This window comes from Mycobacterium paraense (assembly GCF_002101815.1).
GTDB classification, from domain to species: domain Bacteria; phylum Actinomycetota; class Actinomycetes; order Mycobacteriales; family Mycobacteriaceae; genus Mycobacterium; species Mycobacterium paraense.
Window position 1 is genome coordinate 138,161 of sequence record NZ_LQPM01000013.1, and the last position, 21,206, is coordinate 159,366.

Below are 21,206 nucleotides of genomic sequence, written 5' to 3' on the forward strand. Positions count from 1 at the left end.
TACCAATGCTCAGGTCGTGGCCCGGGCGCCAGCGTTTAGCATCAAGTGACCAGCCCCACACGAACAGAAGGCTCGAGGATGCGCCCATATCACGTCGCGATCGTCGGCTCCGGACCGTCGGGATTCTTCGCCGCGGCATCGTTGCTGAAGGCCGCCGACGCGTCGGAGAACATCGACGTGGCCGTCGACATGCTGGAGATGCTGCCGACGCCCTGGGGGCTGGTCCGCTCCGGCGTGGCCCCCGACCACCCGAAGATCAAGTCGATCAGCAAGCAATTCGAGAAGACCGCGGAAGACGATCGCTTCCGCTTCTTCGGCAACGTGGTGGTGGGCGAGCACGTCGAGGCGGCCGAACTTGCCGAGCGCTATGACGCCGTGATCTATGCCGTCGGGGCGCAGTCCGACCGCGCGCTCAACATTCCCGGTGAGGACCTGCCGGGCAGCGTCGCCGCGGTCGACTTCGTGGGCTGGTACAACGCGCACCCGAGCTTCGAGCGCAGCACGCCGGACCTGTCGGGCACCCGGGCCGTCGTCGTGGGCAACGGCAACGTGGCGCTCGACGTGGCGCGCATCCTGGTCACCGACCCGGACGTGCTCGGACAGACCGATATCGCCGACCATGCCCTGGAGTCGCTGCGCCCCTGCGGTGTCGATGAGGTGGTCATCATCGGCCGGCGCGGGCCGCTGCAGACGGCGTTCACGACGCTCGAGCTGCGCGAGCTCGCGGACCTCGAGGGCGTCGACGTGATCGTCGACCCGGCCCAGCTGGAGGGCATCAGCGACGAGGACGCGGCCGCGGTGGGCAAGACGACGAAGCAGAACATCAAGGTGCTGCGCGACTACGCCCAGCGCGCCCCGCGGCCCGGCCATCGCCGAATCGTCTTCCGGTTCCTCACTTCGCCGATCGAGATCAAGGGCGACGGCAAGGTGGAGAGCATCGTGCTCGGGCGCAACGAGCTGGTCACCGACGAGAGCGGGCGGGTGTCGGCGAAGGACACCGGCGAGCGCGAGGAGCTGCCGGCCCAATTGGTGGTGCGGTCGGTCGGTTACCGAGGCGTGCCCACCCCGGGGCTGCCGTTCGATGACAGGAGCGCGACCATCCCCAACACCGACGGCCGGGTGGAGGGCAGCCGCAACGAGTACGTCGTCGGGTGGATCAAGCGCGGGCCGACCGGTGTGATCGGTACCAATAAGAAGGACTCCCAGGACACCGTCGACACCTTGCTGAGCGACCTGGCCGCCGCCGAGAAACTCGCGGACTTCGGCGACGACCACGCCGAGGAGCTGGTCGACTGGCTGGCATCGCGCCAGCCGAAGCTGGTCACCTCCGAGCACTGGGAGGTCATCGACCGCCACGAGCGAGCCGCCGGCGAGCCCCACGGGCGTCCGCGCGTCAAGCTACCCAGCCTGGCGGAGCTGCTGCGCATCGGGCACGGCTGATCCTGCGCCGTTAAAACCATTGGCGATCGAGCGAGTACGGGTAGCGGGTCACCCCCAACTTGACCAGCACCCGCGACACCCGTTTGCGCACGACGTCTTCCGCCAACGTCGTCCGCTCGGCGATCTGGCTGTCGGTCAGGCCGTCACCGAGCAAGCTCAACAACGCGCGGTCCCGCTCGTCGAGGCCCCAGCGCCCGGCGTTTCCCTCGGCGATCCGCCACAGCCGCTCCATCAGCGCGGCCGTGGCGCGCGGATCGAGTAGGGATCGCCCCGCCCCGACATGCTTGATGGCGGAAGCCAATTCCATACCCTTGATGTCTTTGACGACGTATCCGCTGCCGCCGGCCAAGATCGCATACAGCATCGCCTCTTCAGAGCCCTGCGACGTGAGGATCAGGCAGCGCAGATCCGGCATGGACGACCGGAGATCGCGGCACAACTGGACGCCGTTCCCGTCGGGCAGCCAGTCGTCGAGTACCGCGACGTCGGGAGTGGCCGCGGGGATCTTGGTCATCGCCTCGGCGACCGACCCGGCCTCCCCGACGCAGTCGAGTTCCGGGTCCGCACAAAGCAAGTCGATCAGGCCGCGCCGTACCTCCGCGTGATCGTCGACCAAAAAGAAAGTCATGCTCATCCGAGTCGCCGCCCGCACGCCTCTACAGATTGCTCGAACGCGTGGCGAGAATCGAGTTTCCGGCGTTGTGCGCGCCGCACAGGTCGTAGCACGCGCGGGCGTCGGTGACGAAGAGCTGATCCGGCTCCTGGTTGGCGGCCAGATAGTCATCGACGGTCCCCCGCACCACGGCGGAATCGACGGGGACGTCGGGGTACTGCCGCGTCCACCGGGCGATCCGCCGTCTCAGCAGCGCGTGCGCGGCACGTTTCGCCTCGACGTCATCCGGCCCCGCGGACCGGGCTACCGCTATCGCGCGCAGCGGGGCGTGTCGCAGCCTCGCCTCCTCGAAGGCTTGCCGCAGCACGCCGGCGTTGTCGGCTTGCACCGTGACTCGACCAACCCTGGCGGCTGCCCGCCTGCCCGACGGGCGCCGGATGACGGCGACCGGGCACAGCGCCGACGCGGCCAAGCTCGCAGAAAGGGAGCCGACGCCGTGGGCTGCGTGGTTGAGTCCAATGGACCCGACACACATCATCACCGCCGACCTGGACTCTTCCATCGTGCTGGCAAGCGGCTTGCCCCAAAGGATTTCGGCTTCGACCTTCGCCGGCTGCCCGGTGGCCTCGACGGCCCGCCGGGCGTCTTGCAACGCCGACCGGGCGGTGGCCAACCGGCCCTCGCGATCCCCTGCCGCCTGACGTTCTGACGGCTCGATCACGTAAATCAATCGCAGCGGTATGTCGCGGCTCACCGCCTCGTCGACCGCCCAGCGCGCGGCCGCAACGGCCGCTTTCGATCCGTCGACGCCAACGACGACGCTCGGGGCTGAATCACCCATCCGGGTCTCCTGCGCTGCTCGGAATTGCCAATACGGTTACGGCCCACCCGTACCGTATTGGCGGCAGGCCCGGACACCCAGGGGCGTTCGGTTCACATTTGGGGGCCATTGGTCCCTATCAATGGGGCGAAACACCGGTGCCACCCGCGCGCGAAGCGGGTCGTCGAGGGGGCAGCGGGAATCCGCCGAGACGCTGCCGAAGGACCGGCCTGGTTGCGGTTGCGCCATTTGCACGGTTGTTTTCCCGTTGCCCGTCAACGTCATTACGCCGTTCCTGCGACAGCCAGCCGTCGCTGAAATCAGCGATTTTCAGTCCGGCGGGCCACGGATCCGCCTGACACGCTTGACCTTTGGTCCTAAATCTCCAGTACGGACGGACGACGGCGCCTACATTCTTATCACCACTGCCAGCGCGGCGGCGGCGGACAGGGTGCCGAATCGGGATCGGCACGGTCCATCACGTACACCAACAGGGAGACCTGACAATGGATTACGCCTTTTTTCCGCCCGAAATCAATTCCGCCCGGATCTACAGCGGTCCGGGATCGGGATCGCTGATGGCCGCGGCGGGCAGCTGGGATTCGCTGTCCGCCGAATTGGGCACCACGGCCGAGACCTACGAATCCGTGCTCTCGGCCCTGACCACCTTGCACTGGCACGGCCCGGCGTCGGCGGCGATGACCGCCGCGGCAACCCCCTATGTGGAGTGGCTGACCACGACCGCCCAGCAGACCAAACAGACCGCCATGCAAGCGAGGGCGGCGGCGGCGGCGTTCGACCAGGCCTTCGCCATGACGGTGCCCCCGCCGGTCATAGCGGTCAACCGCGCGCAGCTGCAGGCGCTGATCGCGACCAACTTCTTCGGCCAGAACACCGCGGCGATCGCCGCCACCGAGGCCCAGTACGCCGAGATGTGGGCCCAGGACGCCACCGCGATGAACGGCTACGCCGTCAGCTCGGCCGCCGCTTCGCGGTTGACGTCGTTCGCGTCGCCGCAGCAGAACACGAACGCGGACGGGGTGAACCAGCAGACCGCCGCGGCGAACCAGGCGGCCAGCGACCCGTTGTCGCAGTTGTACGACGCGCTGCTCGGCTTGAGCACACAGTTCTCCAACGGTCTGCAGAACTTGCTGAACCTGAGCCCCATACCAATCAGCCCCGGCAGCTGGAACAACCTCAGCGTGCTGGACTCCATACAGCTCGTGAACACGGCGATCTCGGGGACCGGAACCATGGCGGGGATCCCCGCGTCGCTCAGCGGCAACACAGCCAATCTCTTCGGCATCCAAGCGAACATGGCGTACCTGGCCGGCCTCGCGGGGCCTTCCCCGGCCCTCGGGCCGATAGGCCTCGGGCAATTACAGGGTGCCGCCGGCGCGACGGGGGTCGGCGGACTGCCCAACGCGATCACGGTGAGCATGGGCCGGGCCAACACGATCGGTCCGATGGCGGTGCCGGCCAGCTGGTCGGCGCCGTCGGCGACGCGCGTCGCGGCGCTGCAGCCCGCCGGCCTCACCACAATCCCCGGCACCGACGAGTTGGCCGGCTCCGGGTACCCGGGCGTCCCGGGGATGCCGGCCGGCACGATGGCGCGGGCCTCGGGCGTCCTGCCGCGCTACGGGACCCGGCTCACGGTGATGACGCGCCCGCCCGCGGGAGGCTAGTGGCGATCGCAAGCGCGGCGCAGCCGGGCGCTGGGGGTACCCCCGCGGAGCTGGGGGACGGGTCGCCACCATCGGGCTAGGCGGGGGGCGGTTCGGCCGGTGCGAACCGCCAATTGTCGGGATTCTTGGGCGAATACACCACGGGAAGCAGCTGGCCCATCGTCGGCCAGTGGTCGACGTCGACGGCCATGCGCTGATAGACGGCGTACTCACTGACCGTCGGCCCGTTGATGACGCCGGCGATGGTGACGAATTGCTCGCCGGTGGCGTCGGGCCGCGGGCTGACCCCGGTCACCAGCAGCGTGCCGCTCGCCAGCTCGCCGCGCGGCCCGCGCGGGATGAACCGCTGGGCCAGGAACACCCCCAGAACCGCGACCAGCAGGATCAGCACACCGAATTCCCACACCCGGCCATGGTAGGACTGCTCCCATGAGTCGCGACGACCTGACGCTGGCGCTGGCCCTGGCCGACCGCGCCGACGCGCTGACCGCCGCTCGGTTCGGGGCGCTCGACCTGCGCATCGACACCAAGCCGGATCTCACGCCGGTGACCGACGCCGATCGGGGGGTCGAGACCGAGCTGCGCGACATCCTCGGACAACAACGGCCGGACGACGGCGTCGTCGGCGAGGAGTTCGGCGGCACCGCGACTTTCAGCGGGCGGCAGTGGATCATCGACCCGATCGACGGCACCAAGAACTTCGTGCGCGGCGTGCCGGTGTGGGCCAGTCTGATCGCGTTACTGGCCGACGGCGTCCCCTCGGTCGGCGTCGTGAGCGCCCCGGCGCTGCACCGGCGTTGGTGGGCGGCGCAGGGACGCGGCGCGTTCGCCGCCGTCGACGGCGGCCTGCCGCGGCGGCTCACGGTTTCCTCTGTGGCGCAACTGGATTCGGCCAGCCTGTCGTTCTCCAGCCTGTCGGGCTGGGCGGAGCGCGGCCTGCGTGACCGCTTCATCGGGCTGACGGACGAGGTGTGGCGGGTGCGGGCCTACGGCGACTTCCTGTCCTATTGCCTGGTCGCCGAGGGCGCGGTGGACATCGCGGCCGAACCGGAGGTGTCGGTGTGGGATCTGGCGCCGCTCGACATCTTGGTGCGCGAGGCGGGCGGGAAGTTCACCGGCCTGGACGGGGCCGCGGGCCCGCACGGCGGCAGCGCCGTGGCCACCAACGGCCTCTTGCATGAGCAGGTACTTTCCCGCCTGCGGGCCTAGTCTTTGTGAATTAGTTAACACGCAGTCCCATCTATCTTACTCCGGAGTAAGATAGAAGCATCCGCATTGCCCCAACGACAGAGGCTGCTGAAATGACCGAGACTTCCGGTGCACAACAGACTTCCCAGAACACCCGCCCACGCGTGAAGCGGCGCGGCCGCAAGACCGGCGTCGGCCTGCAACCGCACAAGCGGACCGGCATCGACCTCACCCTGGCGCTGCTGACCCCGCTCGTCGGCCAGGAGTTCCTGGACAAATATCACCTGCGCGACCCGCTCAACCGGGGCCTGCGCTACGGCACCAAGACGATCTTCTCCACCGCCGGGGCAGCGTCGCGCCAGTTCAAGCGGGTGCAGAACCTCCGGGGCGGACCGACCCGGCTCAAGTCCAGCGGCAAGGACTACTTCGACCTGACGCCCGACGACGAGCAGAAGATGATCGTCGAAACCCTCGACGAGTTCGCCGGGGAGGTGCTGCGTCCCGCGGCGCACGACGCCGACGAGGCCGCGACCTACCCGCCCGATTTGATCGCCAAGGCCGCCGAGCTGGGCATCACCGCGATCAACATCCCCGAGGACTTCGAGGGCATCGCCGCCCACCGCTCCAGCGTCACCAACGTGCTGGTGGCCGAGGCGCTCGCCTACGGCGACATGGGCCTGGCGCTGCCGATCCTCGCGCCCGGTGGCGTGGCGGCGGCGCTCACCCATTGGGGCAGCGCCGATCAGCAGGCGACCTACCTGCACGAGTTCGCCGGCGAGAACGTCCCGCAGGCCTGCGTGGCCATCGCCGAACCGCAACCGCTGTTCGACCCGACCCGGTTGAAGACCACCGCGGTGCGCACGCCGAGCGGCTACCGGCTCGACGGCGTGAAGTCGCTGGTGCCCGCGGCGGCCGACGCCGAGCTGTTCATCGTCGCCGCCCAGTTGAACGGCAAGCCCGCGCTGTTCATCGTCGAGTCGTCCACCAAGGGCCTGACCGTGAAGGCCGACCCGAGCATGGGCATCCGCGCGGCGGCCCTGGGCCGGGTCGAGCTGTCCGGGGTGTCGGTGCCGGCGAGCGCCCGGCTCGGCGAGGACGAGGCCTCCGATGAGGATTACTCGGAGGCGATCGCGCTGTCCCGCCTCGGTTGGGCCGCGTTGGCGGTCGGCACCTCGCACGCGGTGCTCGACTACGTTGTGCCCTACGTCAAGGAGCGCGAGGCCTTCGGCGAGCCGATCGCGCGGCGCCAGACCGTGGCCTTCATGTGCGCGAACATCGCCATCGAGCTGGACGGCCTGCGCCTGATCACCTGGCGCGGCGCCGCCCGCGCCGAACAGGGCCTGCCGTTCGCCCGTGAAGCGGCGCTGGCCAAGCGGCTCGGCGCCGACAAGGGCATGCAGATCGGCCTGGACGGCGTGCAACTGCTCGGCGGCCACGGCTACACCAAGGAACACCCGGTCGAGCGCTGGTACCGCGACCTGCGGGCCATCGGCGTGGCCGAGGGCGTCGTCGTCATCTGAGTCGTTATCCCACCCGACCCGAAAGACCAATCATGGCAATCAATCTGGAACTGCCCCGCAAGCTGCAAGCGGTGAGCGTCAAGACCCACCAGGGCGCCGCGGAGATGATGCGCCCGATCGCGCGCAAGTACGACCTCAAGGAGCACGCGTACCCGGTCGAGCTGGACACGCTGATCAACCTGTTCGAGGGCGCGTCCGAATCGGTCGCCTTCGCCGGGGCCGACGCGCTGCGCGACGAGGACGAGGAGCGGGACCGAAACCACAACGGCGCCAACATGGCCGCGCTGCTGCAGACGCTGGAGGCCAGCTGGGGCGACGTCGCGATGATGCTGTCGGTGCCCTACCAGGGGCTGGGTAACGCGGCCATCTCCGCGGTGGCCACAGACGAGCAGCTCGAGCGCCTCGGCAAGGTGTGGGCGGCGATGGCCATCACCGAGCCCGGCTTCGGTTCCGACTCGGCGGCGGTGTCCACCACCGCCAAACTGGACGGCGACGAGTACGTCATCAACGGCGAGAAGATCTTCGTCACCGCCGGCTCGCGCGCCACCCACATCGTGGTGTGGGCGACGCTGGACAAGTCTCAGGGCCGCGCGGCAATCAAGTCGTTCATCGTGCCGCGCGAGCATCCGGGCGTCACGGTCGAGCGGCTCGAGCACAAGCTCGGCATCAAGGGTTCCGACACCGCCGCGATCCGCTTCGACAACGTGCGCATCCCGAAGGACAACCTGCTGGGCAACCCGGAAATCGAGGTCGGCAAGGGCTTTTCGGGCGTGATGGAGACCTTCGACAACACCCGGCCGATCGTCGCCGCCATGGCCATCGGGGTCGGCCGCGCCGCGCTGGAGGAGATCCGCAAGATCCTCACCGAGGCCGGCGTCGAGATCTCCTACGACCGGCCGTCACACGCCCAGAGCGCCGCCGCCGCAGAGTTTTTGCGGATGGAGGCCGACTGGGAGGCCGCCTACCTGCTGTCGCTGCGGGCGGCGTGGCAGGCCGACAACAAGATTCCCAACTCCAAAGAGGCGTCGATGAGCAAGGCCAAGGCCGGCCGGATGGCCAGCGACGTCACCCTGAAGTCCGTCGAATTGGCCGGCACCGCAGGGTATTCCGAGCAATCGCTGCTGGAAAAGTGGGCGCGCGACTCCAAGATCCTGGACATCTTCGAGGGCACCCAGCAGATCCAGCAGCTGGTGGTCGCCCGTCGCCTGCTGGGGTTGTCGTCGGCGGAGCTCAAGTAGCTCAAGCGGCGACGGCGTTCAGCCGCTCGCGGGTGTCCTCGTCCAGCTCGATGGACGCGACGCCCATGTTCTCCTCCAGATGCCGCACGGACGAGGTGCCCGGGATCAGCAGCACGTTGGGCGCCACGCTCAGCGTCCACGCCAGGGCGACCTGCGCGGGCGTGCGGCCGAGCCGCTCGGCGGCCTCGGTCACCAGCGGGTGACTCAGCACCGGGTTCGGCCGCGCGAACGCCGCCCCCAGCGGGAAGAAGGGGACAAACGCAATCCCTTGCCTCGTGCACTCCTCGAGCACCGGCGCGGAGTGTCGGTCGACGAGGTTGAAAGCGTTTTGCACACAGACGATTTCGGTGCGGCCCAGCGCGTGCAGCAGGTGCTCACGGTTGATATTGCTGAGCCCGATCCCGGCGATCAGCCCCTCGTCGCGCGCCTCGATCATCGCCGAGAGCTGATCGTCGAACAGCTGATCCGGCCCGTCGCTGTCGAACAACCGCAGATTGACCGCGGCCAGCCGATCGACCCCCAGGGCCCGCAGGTTCGTCTCGATGTCGCGCCGCAACGCGCCCGGCTCGCCGGCCGGCAGCCAGGCGCCGGCGTCGTCGCGGCGACCGCCGACCTTGCTGACCAGAGCCAGGTTCTCCGGGTAGGGGTGCAGCGCGGCGCGGATCAGCTCGTTGGCGACGTCCGGGCCGTAGATCTGAGCGGTGTCGATGTGGTCGACGCCGAGTTCGACCGCCCGCCGCAGCACCGCCAGCGCCTCGGCGCGGTCCCGCGGCGGGCCGAACGCGTTCGGGCCGGGCAGCTGCATCGCGCCGAAGCCGATGCGCGCGACGGAAAAGCCACCGAGTGGAAAGGAATCCATGGGGTGAGGTTAGCGTCGTCGTATGGACACGTTTCACGCGCTCGTCGCGCGCCAGGATGGTGACCGGATAACCGCGTCGGTCGAGACGCTGAGCGAGCAGGACCTGCCGCCCGGCGAGGTGACGATCAAGGTGGAGTACTCGAGCGTCAATTACAAAGACGCGCTGGCACTCACGCCGGGCGGCGGCGTGGTCCGCAACTACCCGGTGGTGCCGGGCATCGACCTGACCGGCGAGGTCGTCGAGTCGCAGTCCCCCGACTTCGCCGTCGGCGAGAAGGTGCTGGCCCACGGCTACGCGATCGGCACCGGCCACCACGGCGGCTACGCCGAATACGCGCGGCTGCCGGCCGACCAGGTGGTGGCGCTCGGCGAGCTGACGCCGCGCGAGGGCGCCGCGATCGGGACCGCCGGCTTCACCGCCGCGATGAGCGTGCAGGCGTTGATCGACTGGGGCATCGAACCCGGCGCGGGGTCGGTCGTCGTCACCGGCGCCTCCGGCGGTGTCGGCTCCGTCAGCGTCGACCTGCTGGCCGCCGCCGGCTACCGGGTGGTCGCCTCGAGCGGCAAGGAGCAGGCGGCCGGGCTGCTGAAAGAGCTTGGCGCCGCGGAGGTTATCGGGCGATTGCCCGAGGACCCCGACGCCAAACCGCGGCCGCTGGCCAAGGCGCGCTGGGCCGGCGCCGTGGATTGCGTGGGCGGGGCGACGCTGGCCGATGTGCTCAGCGCCGTCGACTACGGCGTGGCGGTGGCCTGCAGCGGGCTGACGGGTGGGCCGGCGCTGCACACCACGGTGATGCCGTTCATCCTGCGCGGCGTCGCGCTGCTCGGGATGGACTCGGTGCTGATGCCGATCGCCCGGCGCCGCAAATTGTGGGCGCTGCTGGGTGATTCGTTGCGGCCGCGTCACCTGGAGGCGCTGATCAGCGACGTCGACGTCAAGGACGTCGTCGGGGTGTTGGATCAGCTGCGCGACAGCGCCTTCTCCGGTCGCGCGGTGGTGCGGGTCGCGGGCGGGTTTTGAGTCGGCAGTAGGCTGTCCGACCATGCGGGCTGCACGGGTGACTCGACTGGATGGTCCGGACGCGATCGAGGTGGCGGAGGTCGACGAACCCTCGGGTGACGGTGTGGTCGTCGACGTGCACGCCGCCGGCGCGGCCTTTCCCGACGCGCTGCTGACCCGCGGCCTCTACCAGTACCGGCCGGAGCCGCCGTTCGTGCTCGGGGCCGAGATCGCCGGCGTGGTGCGCTCCGCGCCGGAGGGCGCGCACGTGCGACCCGGCGACCGGGTCGTCGGGCTGACGATGCTGTCCGGGGGCATGGCCGAGGTCGCGATCCTGCAGCCCGACCGGGCGTTCAAGCTGCCGGACAACGTGAGCTTCGAGGCCGGGGCCGGGCTGCTGTTCAACGACCTGACGGTGTACTTCGCGCTGACCGTGCGCGGCCGGCTGGCCCAGGGCGAGACGGTGCTGGTGCACGGCGCCGCCGGCGGGATCGGGACGTCGACGCTGCGGCTGGCGCCGCTGCTCGGGGCGTCCCGCAGCATCGCGGTCGTCAGCACCGAAGACAAGGCGGACGTCGCGACCGCGGCCGGCGCCACCGACGTGGTGCTGGCCGAGGGGTTCAAGGACGCGGTCAAGGAGCTCACCGGGGGCCGCGGCGTCGACGTGGTGGTCGACCCGGTCGGCGGCGACCGGTTCACCGATTCGCTGCGTTCGCTCGCCCCGGGCGGCCGGCTGCTGGTCATCGGGTTCACCGGCGGGGAGATCCCGACCGTGAAGGTGAACCGGCTGCTGCTCAACAACATTGACGTCGTCGGCGTGGGCTGGGGAGCCTGGGCGGGGACGCATCCGAACGCCCTCGCCGAGCAGTGGGCGGGGCTGGAGGCCCTGCTCAGCTCGGGCCGGCTGGCCGCCCCGACGCCCGAGGTCTACCCGCTGGAGCAGGCCGGCGCGGCCGTCGCGTCGCTCGAGAATCGCACGGCCAAAGGGAAAGTCGTGGTGCGCGTCCGCGACTGAGGCCGTTGCGCCGCAATGCCTCATGAGCCCCAGCGGAGAAGGAATCGACCTTGTGCCCGCCTCACAGCGACAAACGGGGCGAGCCGGGTGGCACTCCTCGAACGCACCTTGTGCGGCGGATAAACAAAAAGTAATGTCACTTTCAGTTTCGTAGCCCCGCCGATCCTGGAGTCTCCATGGAATCCTTCGTCCACCTGCGAAAAGGGAAAACCCCGCGGCGGCTGCACGCCGACCTCGACGGGCTCAAGGACGACGAACTGGGCCGGGGCGGATTCACCGGCCGCACCGCCAACATGTACCGGCGCAACGACCCCACGGCCTATCGGGCCGTCGGTCCCCTGCGCCCCGTCGACGTGCTCGCCGACCAGCTCAAGCCCAGCGACGCCACCGACGCCGACGGCGGGCCGCTGCTGATGTTCAGCAACGACGACTGCCGGATCTCGTTGAGCCGCCGTCACGAGGCGATGCCGTTCTACGCCCGGCACGTCGACGGCGACCTGCTGTGCTTCGTGCATCGCGGGGCGGGCCTGCTTCAGACCGAGTTCGGGCCGCTGCCCTACCGGGAAGGCGACTGGGTCTACATCCCCAAGGCGTGCACCTGGCGTCAGCTGCCCGACAGCGAGACCACGCTGTTGATGATCGAGGCCAGCGACGAATTCCGGGTGCCACCGCCCGGCGCGCTGGGCCGCCACTTCCCGTTCGACCCGTCGCAGGCCACCATTCCGGACCCCGCCCCGATCGACGACGACGAACGCGACGAGTACGAGGTGCGGCTCCTGCACCGGGATGTTTTGGAAGGCGGCCCGACAACGCTGTTCTATCAACACAATCCGCTGGACGTCGAGGGCTGGCGCGGCGACAACTTCGCGTTCACCTTCAACATCGCCGACTACAACGTGATCACCTCCGACAGCGTCCACCTACCGCCCACGGTCCACCTCTTCATGCAGGCCACCGGCGTGTACGTGATGAACTTCCTGCCCAAGCCCGCCGAGGGCGTCGCCGGCACCGAGCGCACGCCCTGGTACCACCGCAACGTCGACTACGACGAGATCGCCTTCTTCCACGGCGGTTCGCTCTACGGCATCCCGATGCCACCGGGGCTGATCACCCATGCGCCGCAAGGGGTTCACCACGGCGCACCGGAGAAGGCGCGCGAACGAGCCCGCCGCAAGTTCGACGAACATTCGCGGGTGGACTGGCAGGTGATCGCCGTCGACACGCGCCGCCGGCTGACGCCGTCCGCCGAGGTGCTCGCCCACGACCTGGGGCAGCACTCGTGAAGCACGACTACGAGCGAATCCCGTATCTGGTTGCCTTCCAGAACAATTCCGCGGTGCGCGACGTCTACGGCGGGCTGGCCGAGATCACCGTGCTGGAAAGCTACCTGCTCAAGCCCAAGGACAAGCCGTCGGACACCGTGCTGGTCTTCATGCACCCGATCGGCGGCGGCGCATACCTGCCGATGATCAACGCCCTCGCCCGGGCGGGGCACCACGTCATCTACTGCAACAGCCGGTTCCGCGGCACGGATTCGGCGCTGCTGATGGAGAAGGTCGTCGAGGACCTCGGCGAGTGCATCAAGGACGCCAAGAACCGGCTGGGCTATCGCAAGGTCGTGCTGGCCGGGTGGAGCGGCGGCGGCTCGCTGTCGGTGTTCTACCAGCAGCAGGCCCAGAAACCGACGATCACGGCGAGCCCGTCCGGCGACGGCCCCGACCTCACCAAGCTGGACCTGCCCGAGGCCGACGGGATCATGCTGCTGGCCGCACACGTCAGCCGGCACGGCACGCTGACCGAATGGCTGGACGCGTCCATCCTCGACGAATCCGATCCCACCAAGCGCGATCCCGAGCTGGACCTGTACGACCCGGCCAATCCCAACCAACCGCCCTACAGCCAGGAATTCCTGGACCGCTACCGGCAGGCGCAGATCGACCGCAACCGGCGCATCACGGCGTGGGTCAAGGAAAAGCTCGCCGAACTCAAAGCAAGCGGCCGCCCGGACGCTGATGTTGCAGAATTCTGCTTCGTCGTGCACGGCACCATGGCCGACCCGCGCTGGCTGGATCCGGCCGTCGATCCCAACGAACGCACGCCGGGAACGTGCTACCTGGGCGATCCCCGGGTGGTGAACATGAGCCCGGTTGGCCTGGCCCGGTTTTCGACGCTGCGCGGCTGGCTGTCGCAATGGAGTTACGACGACGCCCGCGGCGACGGGGTGGCGTGCGGGCGCGACCTTGCGGTTCCGGCGCTGGTGATCGGTAACCTGGCCGATGACGCCTGCACGCCCAGCCACACCCGACGGCTCTTCGAGGCGATCGGGCACCCCGACAAGGAGATACACGAGATTCCCGGTGCCACACACTATTACGCGGGGCCCGACCAGCGGGACAAGCTGCGGCACGCGGTCGACGTCGTCACCGACTGGCTGATCCGGCACGACTTCGCGAGCACGCAGTGACGGTCACCGGCCCGCTGGACGGCATTCGGGTGCTCGAGCTCGGCACCCTGATCGCCGGTCCGTTCGCCGGCCGGCTGCTCGGCGACATGGGTGCCGACGTCATCAAGGTGGAACCCCCCGGAGCCCCGGACCCGTTGCGCACCTGGGGCCAGGCCGAACTGGACGGGCACCACGTCTTTTGGACCGTGCACGCGCGCAACAAGCGCGCGATCACCCTCGACCTGCGCAAGACCCGCGGCCGCGAGCTGTTCCTGGACCTCGTCGCGAAATCCGACATCGTGGTGGAGAACTTCCGCCCCGGCACGCTGGAGAAGTGGGACCTCGGCTACGACGCGCTGTCCGAGCGCAACCCGGGCATCATCCTGGTCCGGGTGTCCGGTTACGGGCAGACGGGGCCGGACGCGCACAAGGCGGGCTACGCCTCGGTGGCCGAGGCCGCCAGCGGCCTGCGGCACCTCAACGGCTTCCCGGGCGGCCCCCCGCCCCGGCTGGCGCTCTCGCTCGGCGACAGCCTCGCCGGCATGTTCGGCGCCCAGGGCGCCCTGGCCGCGTTGTACCGCCGCAGCGTCACCGGGCGCGGACAGGTCGTCGACGTCGCGCTCACCGAATCATGCTTGGCCGTGCAGGAATCCACGATCCCCGACTACGACGTCGGCGGCGTGGTGCGCGGGCCTTCGGGCACCCGGCTGGAGGGCATCGCGCCGTCGAACATCTACCGCAGCGCCGACGGCTCGTGGGTGGTGATCGCCGCCAACCAGGACACCGTGTTCGCCCGGCTGTGCAAGGCCATGGGGCGCCCGGAGCTGGCCACCGACGAGCGGTTCGCCACGCACGGCGCCCGCGGCCGCAACCAGGACGAACTCGACGCGATCATTGGCGCGTGGGCCGCCGAGCGGCAGCCCGGTGACATCATCGAAACCCTGTCCGCCGCAGGCGTAATCGCCGGTCCGATCAACACGGTCGCCGAGGTGGTCAACGACCCCCAGCTGCGGGCCCGCGGCATGCTGGTCGAGCACTACGACGAGCGGGTGCACCGCAGCGTGCTGGGCCCGGGCGTCGTGCCGGTGCTCTCGGAATCCCCGGGCGGCGTCCGCGCCGCCGGGCCCGCGCGCCCGGGCCAGCACAACGACGACGTCTATCTGGGGCTGCTGGGCAAGACCGCTGGGGAACTCGAAGAGTTGAGGGCCGAGGAGGTGCTATGACGCACCCGGAATTTCCGACGAGGGTTGACATCCGCGAGGTGTCGCTGCGCGACGGCCTGCAGATCGAAAAGCCAATCCCGTTGGCCGCCAAGCTGGAACTGCTGGCCGCGGTGGCCGCCACCGGGGTGCGGGAGGTGGAAGCGACGGCGTTCGTGTCCCCGTCCAAGGTGCCCTCGATGGCCGACGCCGCCGAACTCGCCGCGCACCTGCGCGACTACCCCGACATCGAATTCTCCGCCCTGGTGGCCAGCCCCAACGGCGCCAAGCGTGCCGTCGCCGCGGGCCTGCGGTCGATCGAGTACGTGGTGGCCGCCAGCGACGCGTTCAGCGAGGCCAACGTCGGGCGGTCCACCGCCGAGGCCACCGGGCAGATCGAGGAGATCGTCGCCATCGCCCACGACGCCGGCGTGACGGTCGAGGTGATCGTCGCCACCGCATGGGACTGCCCGTTCGAGGGGCCGACCGCGCCGCAGCGGGTGCTGGAGATCGGCGCGGCCGCCCGCGAGCGGGACGTCGACCGTTTCTCGATCGCCGACACCATCGGCACCACCACCCCGAGGAGGGTGCGTTCGCTGATCGCGCAACTGCGCCCGGTGCTCGGCGGCATGCCGCTGGGCGGGCATTTCCACAACACCCGCGGCACCGGGCTGGCCAGCGCCTATGCGGCCGTCGAATGCGGGGTCACCCGGCTGGACGCCTCGGTCGGCGGGCTGGGCGGCTGCCCGTTCGCGCCCGGCGCCACCGGCAACATCGCCACCGAGGACCTGGTCTATCTGCTGCGCGACAGCGACATCGACGTCGACGTCGACCTGCCGGCCGCCATCGCCGCCGCCGAAGTCGCCAAATCCGTTGTGGGCCATGATTTGCCGAGTGCGCTGCTGCGCGCCGGCGACCGGATCCGGAACTGATGCCGACCGAGACCCTGACCGCCAAGGGCCGCCAGACCAGGCAGGCCATCGAGCAGGCCGCCCGAAAACTGTTCGCCGAACGCGGCTTTCACGGCACCACCCTGGCCGACATCACGTCGGCGGCCGGCAAGTCGTCGGCCGTGTTCTACCGGTATTTCGCCGACAAGGAAGACCTGCTGGCCGCGCTGGCGGAATCGTTTCTGCACGAGGTCGTCAGGCCGTCCGGGCTGAGCGTCGAGCTGCCGGAATCCCCGGAGGACGACGCGTTCTTCACCGGGGTGGTCACCGGCTACTGGAGCATGTTCAAGCAGAACATCGGCATCATGATCGCCGTGGCCCAGCTGGCCGCCACGCAGCGGCGCTTCGCCACCGTCCAGAACGAATTCCGGCGCTTCGGCATGGACATCGTGGCCGCGTCGGTGCGGCGTGCGCAGGAGCAGGGTTACGGCGCCGAGCTCAACGCCGAACACACCGCGGCGGCCATCGCGCTGCTGTTCGAGAACTTCACCACGGTGTTCGTCGGGCCGTCGGGCCTGGGCCTGGCGATCAACGACGAGGACGCCATCGCCACCCTGTCCACCATTTGGAAGAAAACGCTTTACGGCGCGTAAGGAGTCGACATGGATTTCACACTGCCGGAACATCTTCCGGGGGTGCTCGCGGAGATGGACGCGTTCATCGAGCGCGAGATCGCCCCGCTGCAGGCCGAGAACATGCAGTACTTCGACCAGCGCCGGGAGCACGCCCGGACCGATTGGGACAACGACGGCATCCCGACGCGTGAGTGGGAGGACCTGCTGGCCGAGATGCGCAGGCGGGCCGACAAGGCGGGCTGGCTGCGCTACGGGCTGCCCGCGTCGCTGGGCGGCCGCGACGGCACCAACGTCGACATGGCCGTCATCCGGGAACACCTGGCGCACAAAGGCCTTGGCCTGCACAACGACCTGCAGAACGAGTCGTCGATCGTCGGGAACTTCCCGCAGGTGATCATGATGGAGCGGTTTGGCACCGACGAGCAACGCCGCCTCTGGTCGGAGGCGCTGATCACCGGGGAGCGGTCGATGGCGTTCGGCCTCACCGAGCCGCGGCACGGCTCCGACGCGACGTGGCTGGAGACGCGGGCCGAACCCGACGGCGACGGCTGGGTGATCAACGGCTCCAAGCGATTCAACACCGGCGTCCACCGCGCGACCCACGACCTGGTCTTCGCCCGCACCTCCGGTGAGCCGGGCGCCGCGCTGGGCATCACCGCGTTCCTGGTCCCGACCGACGCGCCGGGATTCAACGTCCCGTACTACTGGTGGACGTTCAACATGCCCACCGACCACGGCGAGGTCGAGCTGACCGATGTGCGGGTGCCGGCCGACGCCGTGCTCGGCGAGGTGGACCGCGGGCTGGAGGTCGCGCAAACATTCCTGCACGAGAACAGGATTCGGCAGGCGGCCAGCAGCCTGGGCGCCGCGCAATACTGCATCGACCGCGCCGCCGAATACGCCGGCAAGCGCACGGTGTTCGGCAAGCCGCTGTCGGTCAACCAGGCCGTGCAATGGCCGCTGGCCGAGCTGCAGACCGAGGCCCAGATGGTGCGACTGCTCGTGCACTACGCGGCCTGGCACCTGGACCGCGACCACCACATGGAGGTCTCGGACAAGGTGTCGATGGCCAACTACCGGGCCAACCGCCTGGTCTGCGACGCCGCCGACCGCGCCATGCAGATCTTCGGCGGCCTCGGCTACAGCCGCCACGAGCCGTTCGAGCACATCTACCGCCACCACCGCCGCTACCGGATCACCGAGGGCGCCGAGGAGATCCAGATCCGCCGGGTGGCCCAGCGGCTGTTCAAGTTTGGCCACAGGTGACCGACACCGAGGAGCTGGCCGGCAAGCTGGCGCGGGTCCTGGAGCCCGCGCTCAGCGCGGACTCTGACGGTTTGGCGATCGAACGGCTGCGCGCGTTGACCGGCGGTGCCAGCCGCACCACCTGGGCCTTCGACGCCGTCACCGGCGGCGGGCGCCGTGCGTTGATCCTGCGCACCGGCCCGCCCGACGACGTGCACGCGGGCATGGAGCTCGAAGCCCGCGCCCAGGCCGCGGCCGCCGCGGCCGGCGCACCGGTCCCCCACGTCCTGGTCGCCGACGATTCGGTTGCCGCCCTGGGCAACCCGTTTCTCATCTGCGACGAGATCAACGGCGAGACCATCGTCCGGCGCATCCAGCGCCGCCTGGAGGCCGACGGCGGGCACGCGGCTCGCACCGAGCTGCTGCGGCAGTGCGCGCGGGCGCTGGCCGCCATCCACCGGGCCGACCCGGGCATCCCCGGCCTGGCCCACGAGGACCAACTCGTGCAGTGGCGCGAGCGGCTCGACGGCATGGGCGACACCACCGCCACCTTCGAATGGGCGTTCCGCTGGCTCGCCGCCCACCGCCCCCAGCCGTCGGCGCCGGTCCTGGTGCACGGGGACTACCGGATGGGCAACCTGATCGTCGACGGGTCGCGCCTGGCCGCCGTCCTCGACTGGGAGCTGGTGCACGTCGGCGAGGCGTGCGAAGACCTGGCCTGGTTCTGCATCCGGGCGTGGCGATTCGGCGCGCCGGCCGGCCTGGGGGCCGGGGGCCTCGGCAGCGTCGAAAGCTTCGTGCGGGCCTACGAGGAGGCCAGCGCGACTACCGTCGACCGGGTGGCGTTGCACTGGTGGCTGGTGCTGGCGACGCTGCGCTGGGGCGTCATCTGCCGCTACCAGGCCGAGCGCCATCTCAGCGGCGAGTTCCGCTCGGTGGAGCTGGCGACGATCGGCCGCCGCGTCTGCGAGACGGAGTGGGACCTGCTCGACCTGCTGGAGGGAGCGACAGCATGATCGGCTCCTATGGCCGGCCGCTCGCGGCCGAACTCGTCGCGGCGGTCGCCGAGTTCCTGGAAACCGACGTCCGGGAGGCGACCGGGGGCCAGGTCAACTTTCACGCGAGGGTGGCCGCCAACGCGTTGCGCATCGTGGAGCGCGAGCTGCTCGACGAGAGCGCGGCGGAAACCGCCGCCGCGTTGGCCGGCTTGGGTTTCGCCGACGAGGAGCAACTCGCCGCCGCGATCCGCGCCGGCGAGCTGGACGGGCGCGCCGACGAGCTCACCGCCTGCCTGCGCACGCTGGTACGAAACCGGCTGGCGGTCGCCCACCCCGGATACGACCGATCAGATTAGGAGCCACCATGCCGACCACCGCGGAAACCATCGTCGACGTGGCCGACCGCCTGTTCGCGGCGATCGAGCGGGGCGACGTCGCGGGCGTCGATCGCCTGTGGAGCAACGACATTGCGGTGTGGCGCGTCGGCGCGCGCCGCGATAACGACAAGGCCCGCGCGATGCGGGTCATCGACTGGTTCATCACGGCGACCACCCGGCGTCGCTACGAGATCCTCGACCGCCAGCTCTTCGGTGACGAATCGGTAGGCGGCTTTGTGCAGCAGCACATCCTGCACGCCACCGGCCATGCCGGCCAATCGATCTCCATGCGGGTCTGCATCGTGATCAGGGTGGGCGCGGGCGGCCTGATCGACCGGATCGACGAGTACTTCGACCCCGCCGAGATCGCGCCGCTGCTCGGCTAACGGTTAGATTCGCCACGAGTCAGATGGGGGTGACGATGACGACTCTAGAAACACTGCTGCACGATCCCGACGTGGCCGGCGTCTGGAACCTCGTTCCGGAACGCTCGGCCATCACGTTCAAGGTCAAAAACTTCTGGGGCCTGCTGAACGTCAAGGGCCGCTTCACCGAGTTCACCGGCGACGGCCAGCTGACCGGCAACGGCGCCGTTTTCGGCCGCCTCGACATCCGGGCCGCGTCGCTGAACACCGGCATCGGCCGTCGCGACAAGCACCTGCGCTCGGCCGACTTCTTCGACGTCGACCGCTTCGGCGAGATCAGCGTCGTCGTCACCGCGGTGCACCCGACCCAGGGCCCCCCGAGAGGCAGGGCCGCGGACCTGCGCGCCAACTTCACGATCAAGGGCATCACGGCGCCGCTGCCCCTGCCCGTCACGGTCACCGAACTCGAGGACGGCTCGATCCAGATCTCCGGCGAGACCAAGGTGGACCGGTCCCAATTCGACCTGGGCTGGAACAGGTTCGGCATGGTCGGCGCGACGGCGACGGCGGCCGCGCGGGCGGTTTTCGTTCGGGCGGCCCGGTAGGGCGGCCGGCCCACCGCTACCATCTGAGCGTGGCCGACTCCAACGCCCTGCGGATCCTCGTCTACAGCGACAACGCCGAAACCCGCGAGGAAGTGATGCGGGCGCTGGGCAAGCAGCTGCACCCGGACCTCCCCGAGCTCAGCTACGTCGAGGTGGCGACGGGCCCCATGGTGGTACGCACGATGGACGAGGGCGGCATCGACTTGGCCATCCTCGATGGGGAAGCCACCCCGACCGGCGGCATGGGCATCGCCAAACAGCTCAAGGACGAACTGCCGACCTGCCCACCCATCGTGGTGCTCACCGGCCGCCGCGACGACGCGTGGCTGGCCAGCTGGTCGCGCGCCGAGGGCGCGGTGCCGCACCCGCTCGACCCCATCGTCCTGGGCCGCACGGTCCTGGGGCTGCTCCGCGCTCCCGCTCGCTAAGCGTTTAGCGCTTTCACCTGCGCCGACACGGAAACACAGGCCGTGTGGGCGGTCGCTCAGCATCCGCGCCGCGACGCGCCCGGATGCGGGCACGTTAAAACCGGGCAAATAGCACCACCCCGGGCACGTGTGCCAGCCGCAACGACGCTATGTTGAAGGTCACTGTGACGGGCTACAGACCCGGTTCGTCACAGCAGCCCGGTTACCGCCTGGCCGCCCGCTCAGCTTGGGAAGGCGGCCACATTACGACGGATCATGGAGCGAGTTGAACGTCTACATACCCATCCTGGTGCTAGGCGCGATCGCCACTGCCTTTGCCGTGGGCTCGGTTGCGATCGCGAGTTTGGCGGGCCCGACCCGTTACAACAAGTCGAAGCTGGCGGCCTACGAGTGCGGCATCGAGCCCACCGAAACCCCCGTGAGCGGCCCGCATGCGACGGCCGGGCAGCGGTTCCCGGTGAAGTACTACCTCACCGCGATGCTGTTCATCGTCTTCGACATCGAAATCGTGTTCTTGTATCCCTGGGCGGTCAGCTACGACGCGCTGGGGACGTTCGCGCTGGTCGAGATGGTGGTGTTCATGCTCACGGTCTTCGTGGCCTACGCCTATGTGTGGCGCCGCGGCGGCCTGACGTGGGATTGA

At 69.5% G+C, this 21,206-nt stretch carries 23 protein-coding genes; 19 read left to right on the forward strand and 4 right to left on the reverse strand.

The annotated features are described in order from the left end of the window. Window positions 1–78 precede the first annotated feature (78 nt). Complete coding sequence (locus AWB89_RS12685) at window positions 79–1,440, forward strand: FAD-dependent oxidoreductase (protein ID WP_085173974.1); 1,362 nt, start codon at window positions 79–81, stop codon at window positions 1,438–1,440. A gap of 10 nt (window positions 1,441–1,450) precedes the next feature. On the opposite strand, the gene AWB89_RS12690 is transcribed toward AWB89_RS12685, so the two are convergent. Then, window positions 1,451–2,068 (reverse strand): response regulator transcription factor, encoded by a 618-nt coding sequence (locus AWB89_RS12690; RefSeq protein ID WP_085103889.1) that lies wholly within the window; start codon window positions 2,066–2,068, stop codon window positions 1,451–1,453. Window positions 2,069–2,096: 28 nt separating this feature from the next. Further along, entirely contained in the window at window positions 2,097–2,894 is a 798-nt protein-coding gene (locus AWB89_RS12695; protein WP_085173976.1) for a universal stress protein, read from the reverse strand. Window positions 2,895–3,379: 485 nt separating this feature from the next. Here AWB89_RS12695 and AWB89_RS12700 point away from each other — a divergent pair, with 485 nt between their 5' ends. Further along, window positions 3,380–4,558 (forward strand): PPE family protein, encoded by a 1,179-nt coding sequence (locus AWB89_RS12700; protein WP_085173978.1) that lies wholly within the window; start codon window positions 3,380–3,382, stop codon window positions 4,556–4,558. Between the two features lie 76 nt (window positions 4,559–4,634). Here the strand turns inward: AWB89_RS12700 and AWB89_RS12705 are convergent, their stop codons facing one another. Beyond that, a complete protein-coding gene (locus AWB89_RS12705) occupies window positions 4,635–4,964 on the reverse strand; it encodes a hypothetical protein (RefSeq protein ID WP_085173980.1) in 330 nt (109 codons plus the stop codon). Between the two features lie 23 nt (window positions 4,965–4,987). Between AWB89_RS12705 and hisN the strand changes: the two genes are divergently transcribed. The 3 genes from hisN to AWB89_RS12720 all read left to right on the forward strand — a co-directional run bounded on the left by hisN (window position 4,988) and on the right by AWB89_RS12720 (window position 8,504). Then, a complete protein-coding gene (gene hisN / locus AWB89_RS12710) occupies window positions 4,988–5,767 on the forward strand; it encodes a histidinol-phosphatase (protein WP_085173982.1) in 780 nt (259 codons plus the stop codon). 92 nt (window positions 5,768–5,859) lie between these two features. Beyond that, window positions 5,860–7,266, forward strand: coding sequence for an acyl-CoA dehydrogenase family protein (locus AWB89_RS12715; protein ID WP_085173984.1), 1,407 nt, complete (start codon window positions 5,860–5,862; stop codon window positions 7,264–7,266). Between the two features lie 32 nt (window positions 7,267–7,298). Beyond that, the gene (locus AWB89_RS12720) at window positions 7,299–8,504 is read left to right on the forward strand and encodes an acyl-CoA dehydrogenase family protein (RefSeq protein WP_085103553.1); all 1,206 of its coding nucleotides are present in this window, start codon (window positions 7,299–7,301) and stop codon (window positions 8,502–8,504) included. A gap of 1 nt (window position 8,505) precedes the next feature. Here AWB89_RS12720 and AWB89_RS12725 read toward each other — a convergent pair whose 3' ends face one another. Then, window positions 8,506–9,363 (reverse strand): oxidoreductase, encoded by an 858-nt coding sequence (locus tag AWB89_RS12725; RefSeq protein ID WP_085173986.1) that lies wholly within the window; start codon window positions 9,361–9,363, stop codon window positions 8,506–8,508. A gap of 22 nt (window positions 9,364–9,385) precedes the next feature. Here AWB89_RS12725 and AWB89_RS12730 point away from each other — a divergent pair, with 22 nt between their 5' ends. The 14 genes from AWB89_RS12730 (at window position 9,386) to AWB89_RS12795 (ending at window position 21,206) form a co-directional block, all read left to right on the forward strand. Beyond that, complete coding sequence (locus tag AWB89_RS12730; protein ID WP_085173988.1) at window positions 9,386–10,384, forward strand: acrylyl-CoA reductase family protein; 999 nt, start codon at window positions 9,386–9,388, stop codon at window positions 10,382–10,384. Window positions 10,385–10,406: 22 nt separating this feature from the next. After that, on the forward strand, window positions 10,407–11,378 hold the full coding sequence (locus AWB89_RS12735; RefSeq protein WP_085173990.1) for an NADPH:quinone oxidoreductase family protein: 972 nt from the start codon (window positions 10,407–10,409) through the stop codon (window positions 11,376–11,378). Window positions 11,379–11,554: 176 nt separating this feature from the next. Beyond that, complete coding sequence (locus AWB89_RS12740; protein ID WP_085173992.1) at window positions 11,555–12,661, forward strand: homogentisate 1,2-dioxygenase; 1,107 nt, start codon at window positions 11,555–11,557, stop codon at window positions 12,659–12,661. Continuing rightward, entirely contained in the window at window positions 12,658–13,842 is a 1,185-nt protein-coding gene (locus AWB89_RS12745; RefSeq protein ID WP_085173994.1) for an alpha/beta hydrolase, read from the forward strand. Before AWB89_RS12740 ends, AWB89_RS12745 begins: the two co-directional genes overlap by 4 nt. Beyond that, window positions 13,839–15,044 carry a CaiB/BaiF CoA transferase family protein gene (locus AWB89_RS12750; RefSeq protein WP_085173996.1) on the forward strand — a complete coding sequence of 402 codons (1,206 nt, stop codon included), beginning with the start codon at window positions 13,839–13,841 and terminating at the stop codon, window positions 15,042–15,044. The genes AWB89_RS12745 and AWB89_RS12750 overlap by 4 nt, the downstream gene beginning before the upstream one ends. Beyond that, on the forward strand, window positions 15,041–15,952 hold the full coding sequence (locus AWB89_RS12755) for a hydroxymethylglutaryl-CoA lyase (RefSeq protein WP_085173998.1): 912 nt from the start codon (window positions 15,041–15,043) through the stop codon (window positions 15,950–15,952). The genes AWB89_RS12750 and AWB89_RS12755 overlap by 4 nt, the downstream gene beginning before the upstream one ends. Further along, window positions 15,952–16,563, forward strand: coding sequence for a TetR/AcrR family transcriptional regulator (locus tag AWB89_RS12760; RefSeq protein WP_085174001.1), 612 nt, complete (start codon window positions 15,952–15,954; stop codon window positions 16,561–16,563). The genes AWB89_RS12755 and AWB89_RS12760 overlap by 1 nt, the downstream gene beginning before the upstream one ends. Window positions 16,564–16,572: 9 nt before the next feature. Further along, window positions 16,573–17,811, forward strand: coding sequence for an acyl-CoA dehydrogenase family protein (locus AWB89_RS12765; RefSeq protein WP_085174003.1), 1,239 nt, complete (start codon window positions 16,573–16,575; stop codon window positions 17,809–17,811). After that, window positions 17,808–18,806 (forward strand): phosphotransferase family protein, encoded by a 999-nt coding sequence (locus AWB89_RS12770; RefSeq protein WP_085174005.1) that lies wholly within the window; start codon window positions 17,808–17,810, stop codon window positions 18,804–18,806. The genes AWB89_RS12765 and AWB89_RS12770 overlap by 4 nt, the downstream gene beginning before the upstream one ends. Further along, complete coding sequence (locus AWB89_RS12775) at window positions 18,803–19,144, forward strand: DUF6285 domain-containing protein (protein ID WP_085174007.1); 342 nt, start codon at window positions 18,803–18,805, stop codon at window positions 19,142–19,144. The genes AWB89_RS12770 and AWB89_RS12775 overlap by 4 nt, the downstream gene beginning before the upstream one ends. 8 nt (window positions 19,145–19,152) lie before the next feature. Then, window positions 19,153–19,551 (forward strand): nuclear transport factor 2 family protein, encoded by a 399-nt coding sequence (locus tag AWB89_RS12780; protein WP_085174009.1) that lies wholly within the window; start codon window positions 19,153–19,155, stop codon window positions 19,549–19,551. A gap of 35 nt (window positions 19,552–19,586) precedes the next feature. Then, on the forward strand, window positions 19,587–20,135 hold the full coding sequence (locus tag AWB89_RS12785; protein WP_174627829.1) for a YceI family protein: 549 nt from the start codon (window positions 19,587–19,589) through the stop codon (window positions 20,133–20,135). A 29-nt stretch (window positions 20,136–20,164) separates the two neighbouring features. After that, complete coding sequence (locus tag AWB89_RS12790; RefSeq protein ID WP_085174013.1) at window positions 20,165–20,563, forward strand: Rv3143 family two-component system response regulator; 399 nt, start codon at window positions 20,165–20,167, stop codon at window positions 20,561–20,563. A gap of 265 nt (window positions 20,564–20,828) precedes the next feature. Continuing rightward, window positions 20,829–21,206 carry an NADH-quinone oxidoreductase subunit A gene (locus tag AWB89_RS12795; RefSeq protein ID WP_085103583.1) on the forward strand — a complete coding sequence of 126 codons (378 nt, stop codon included), beginning with the start codon at window positions 20,829–20,831 and terminating at the stop codon, window positions 21,204–21,206.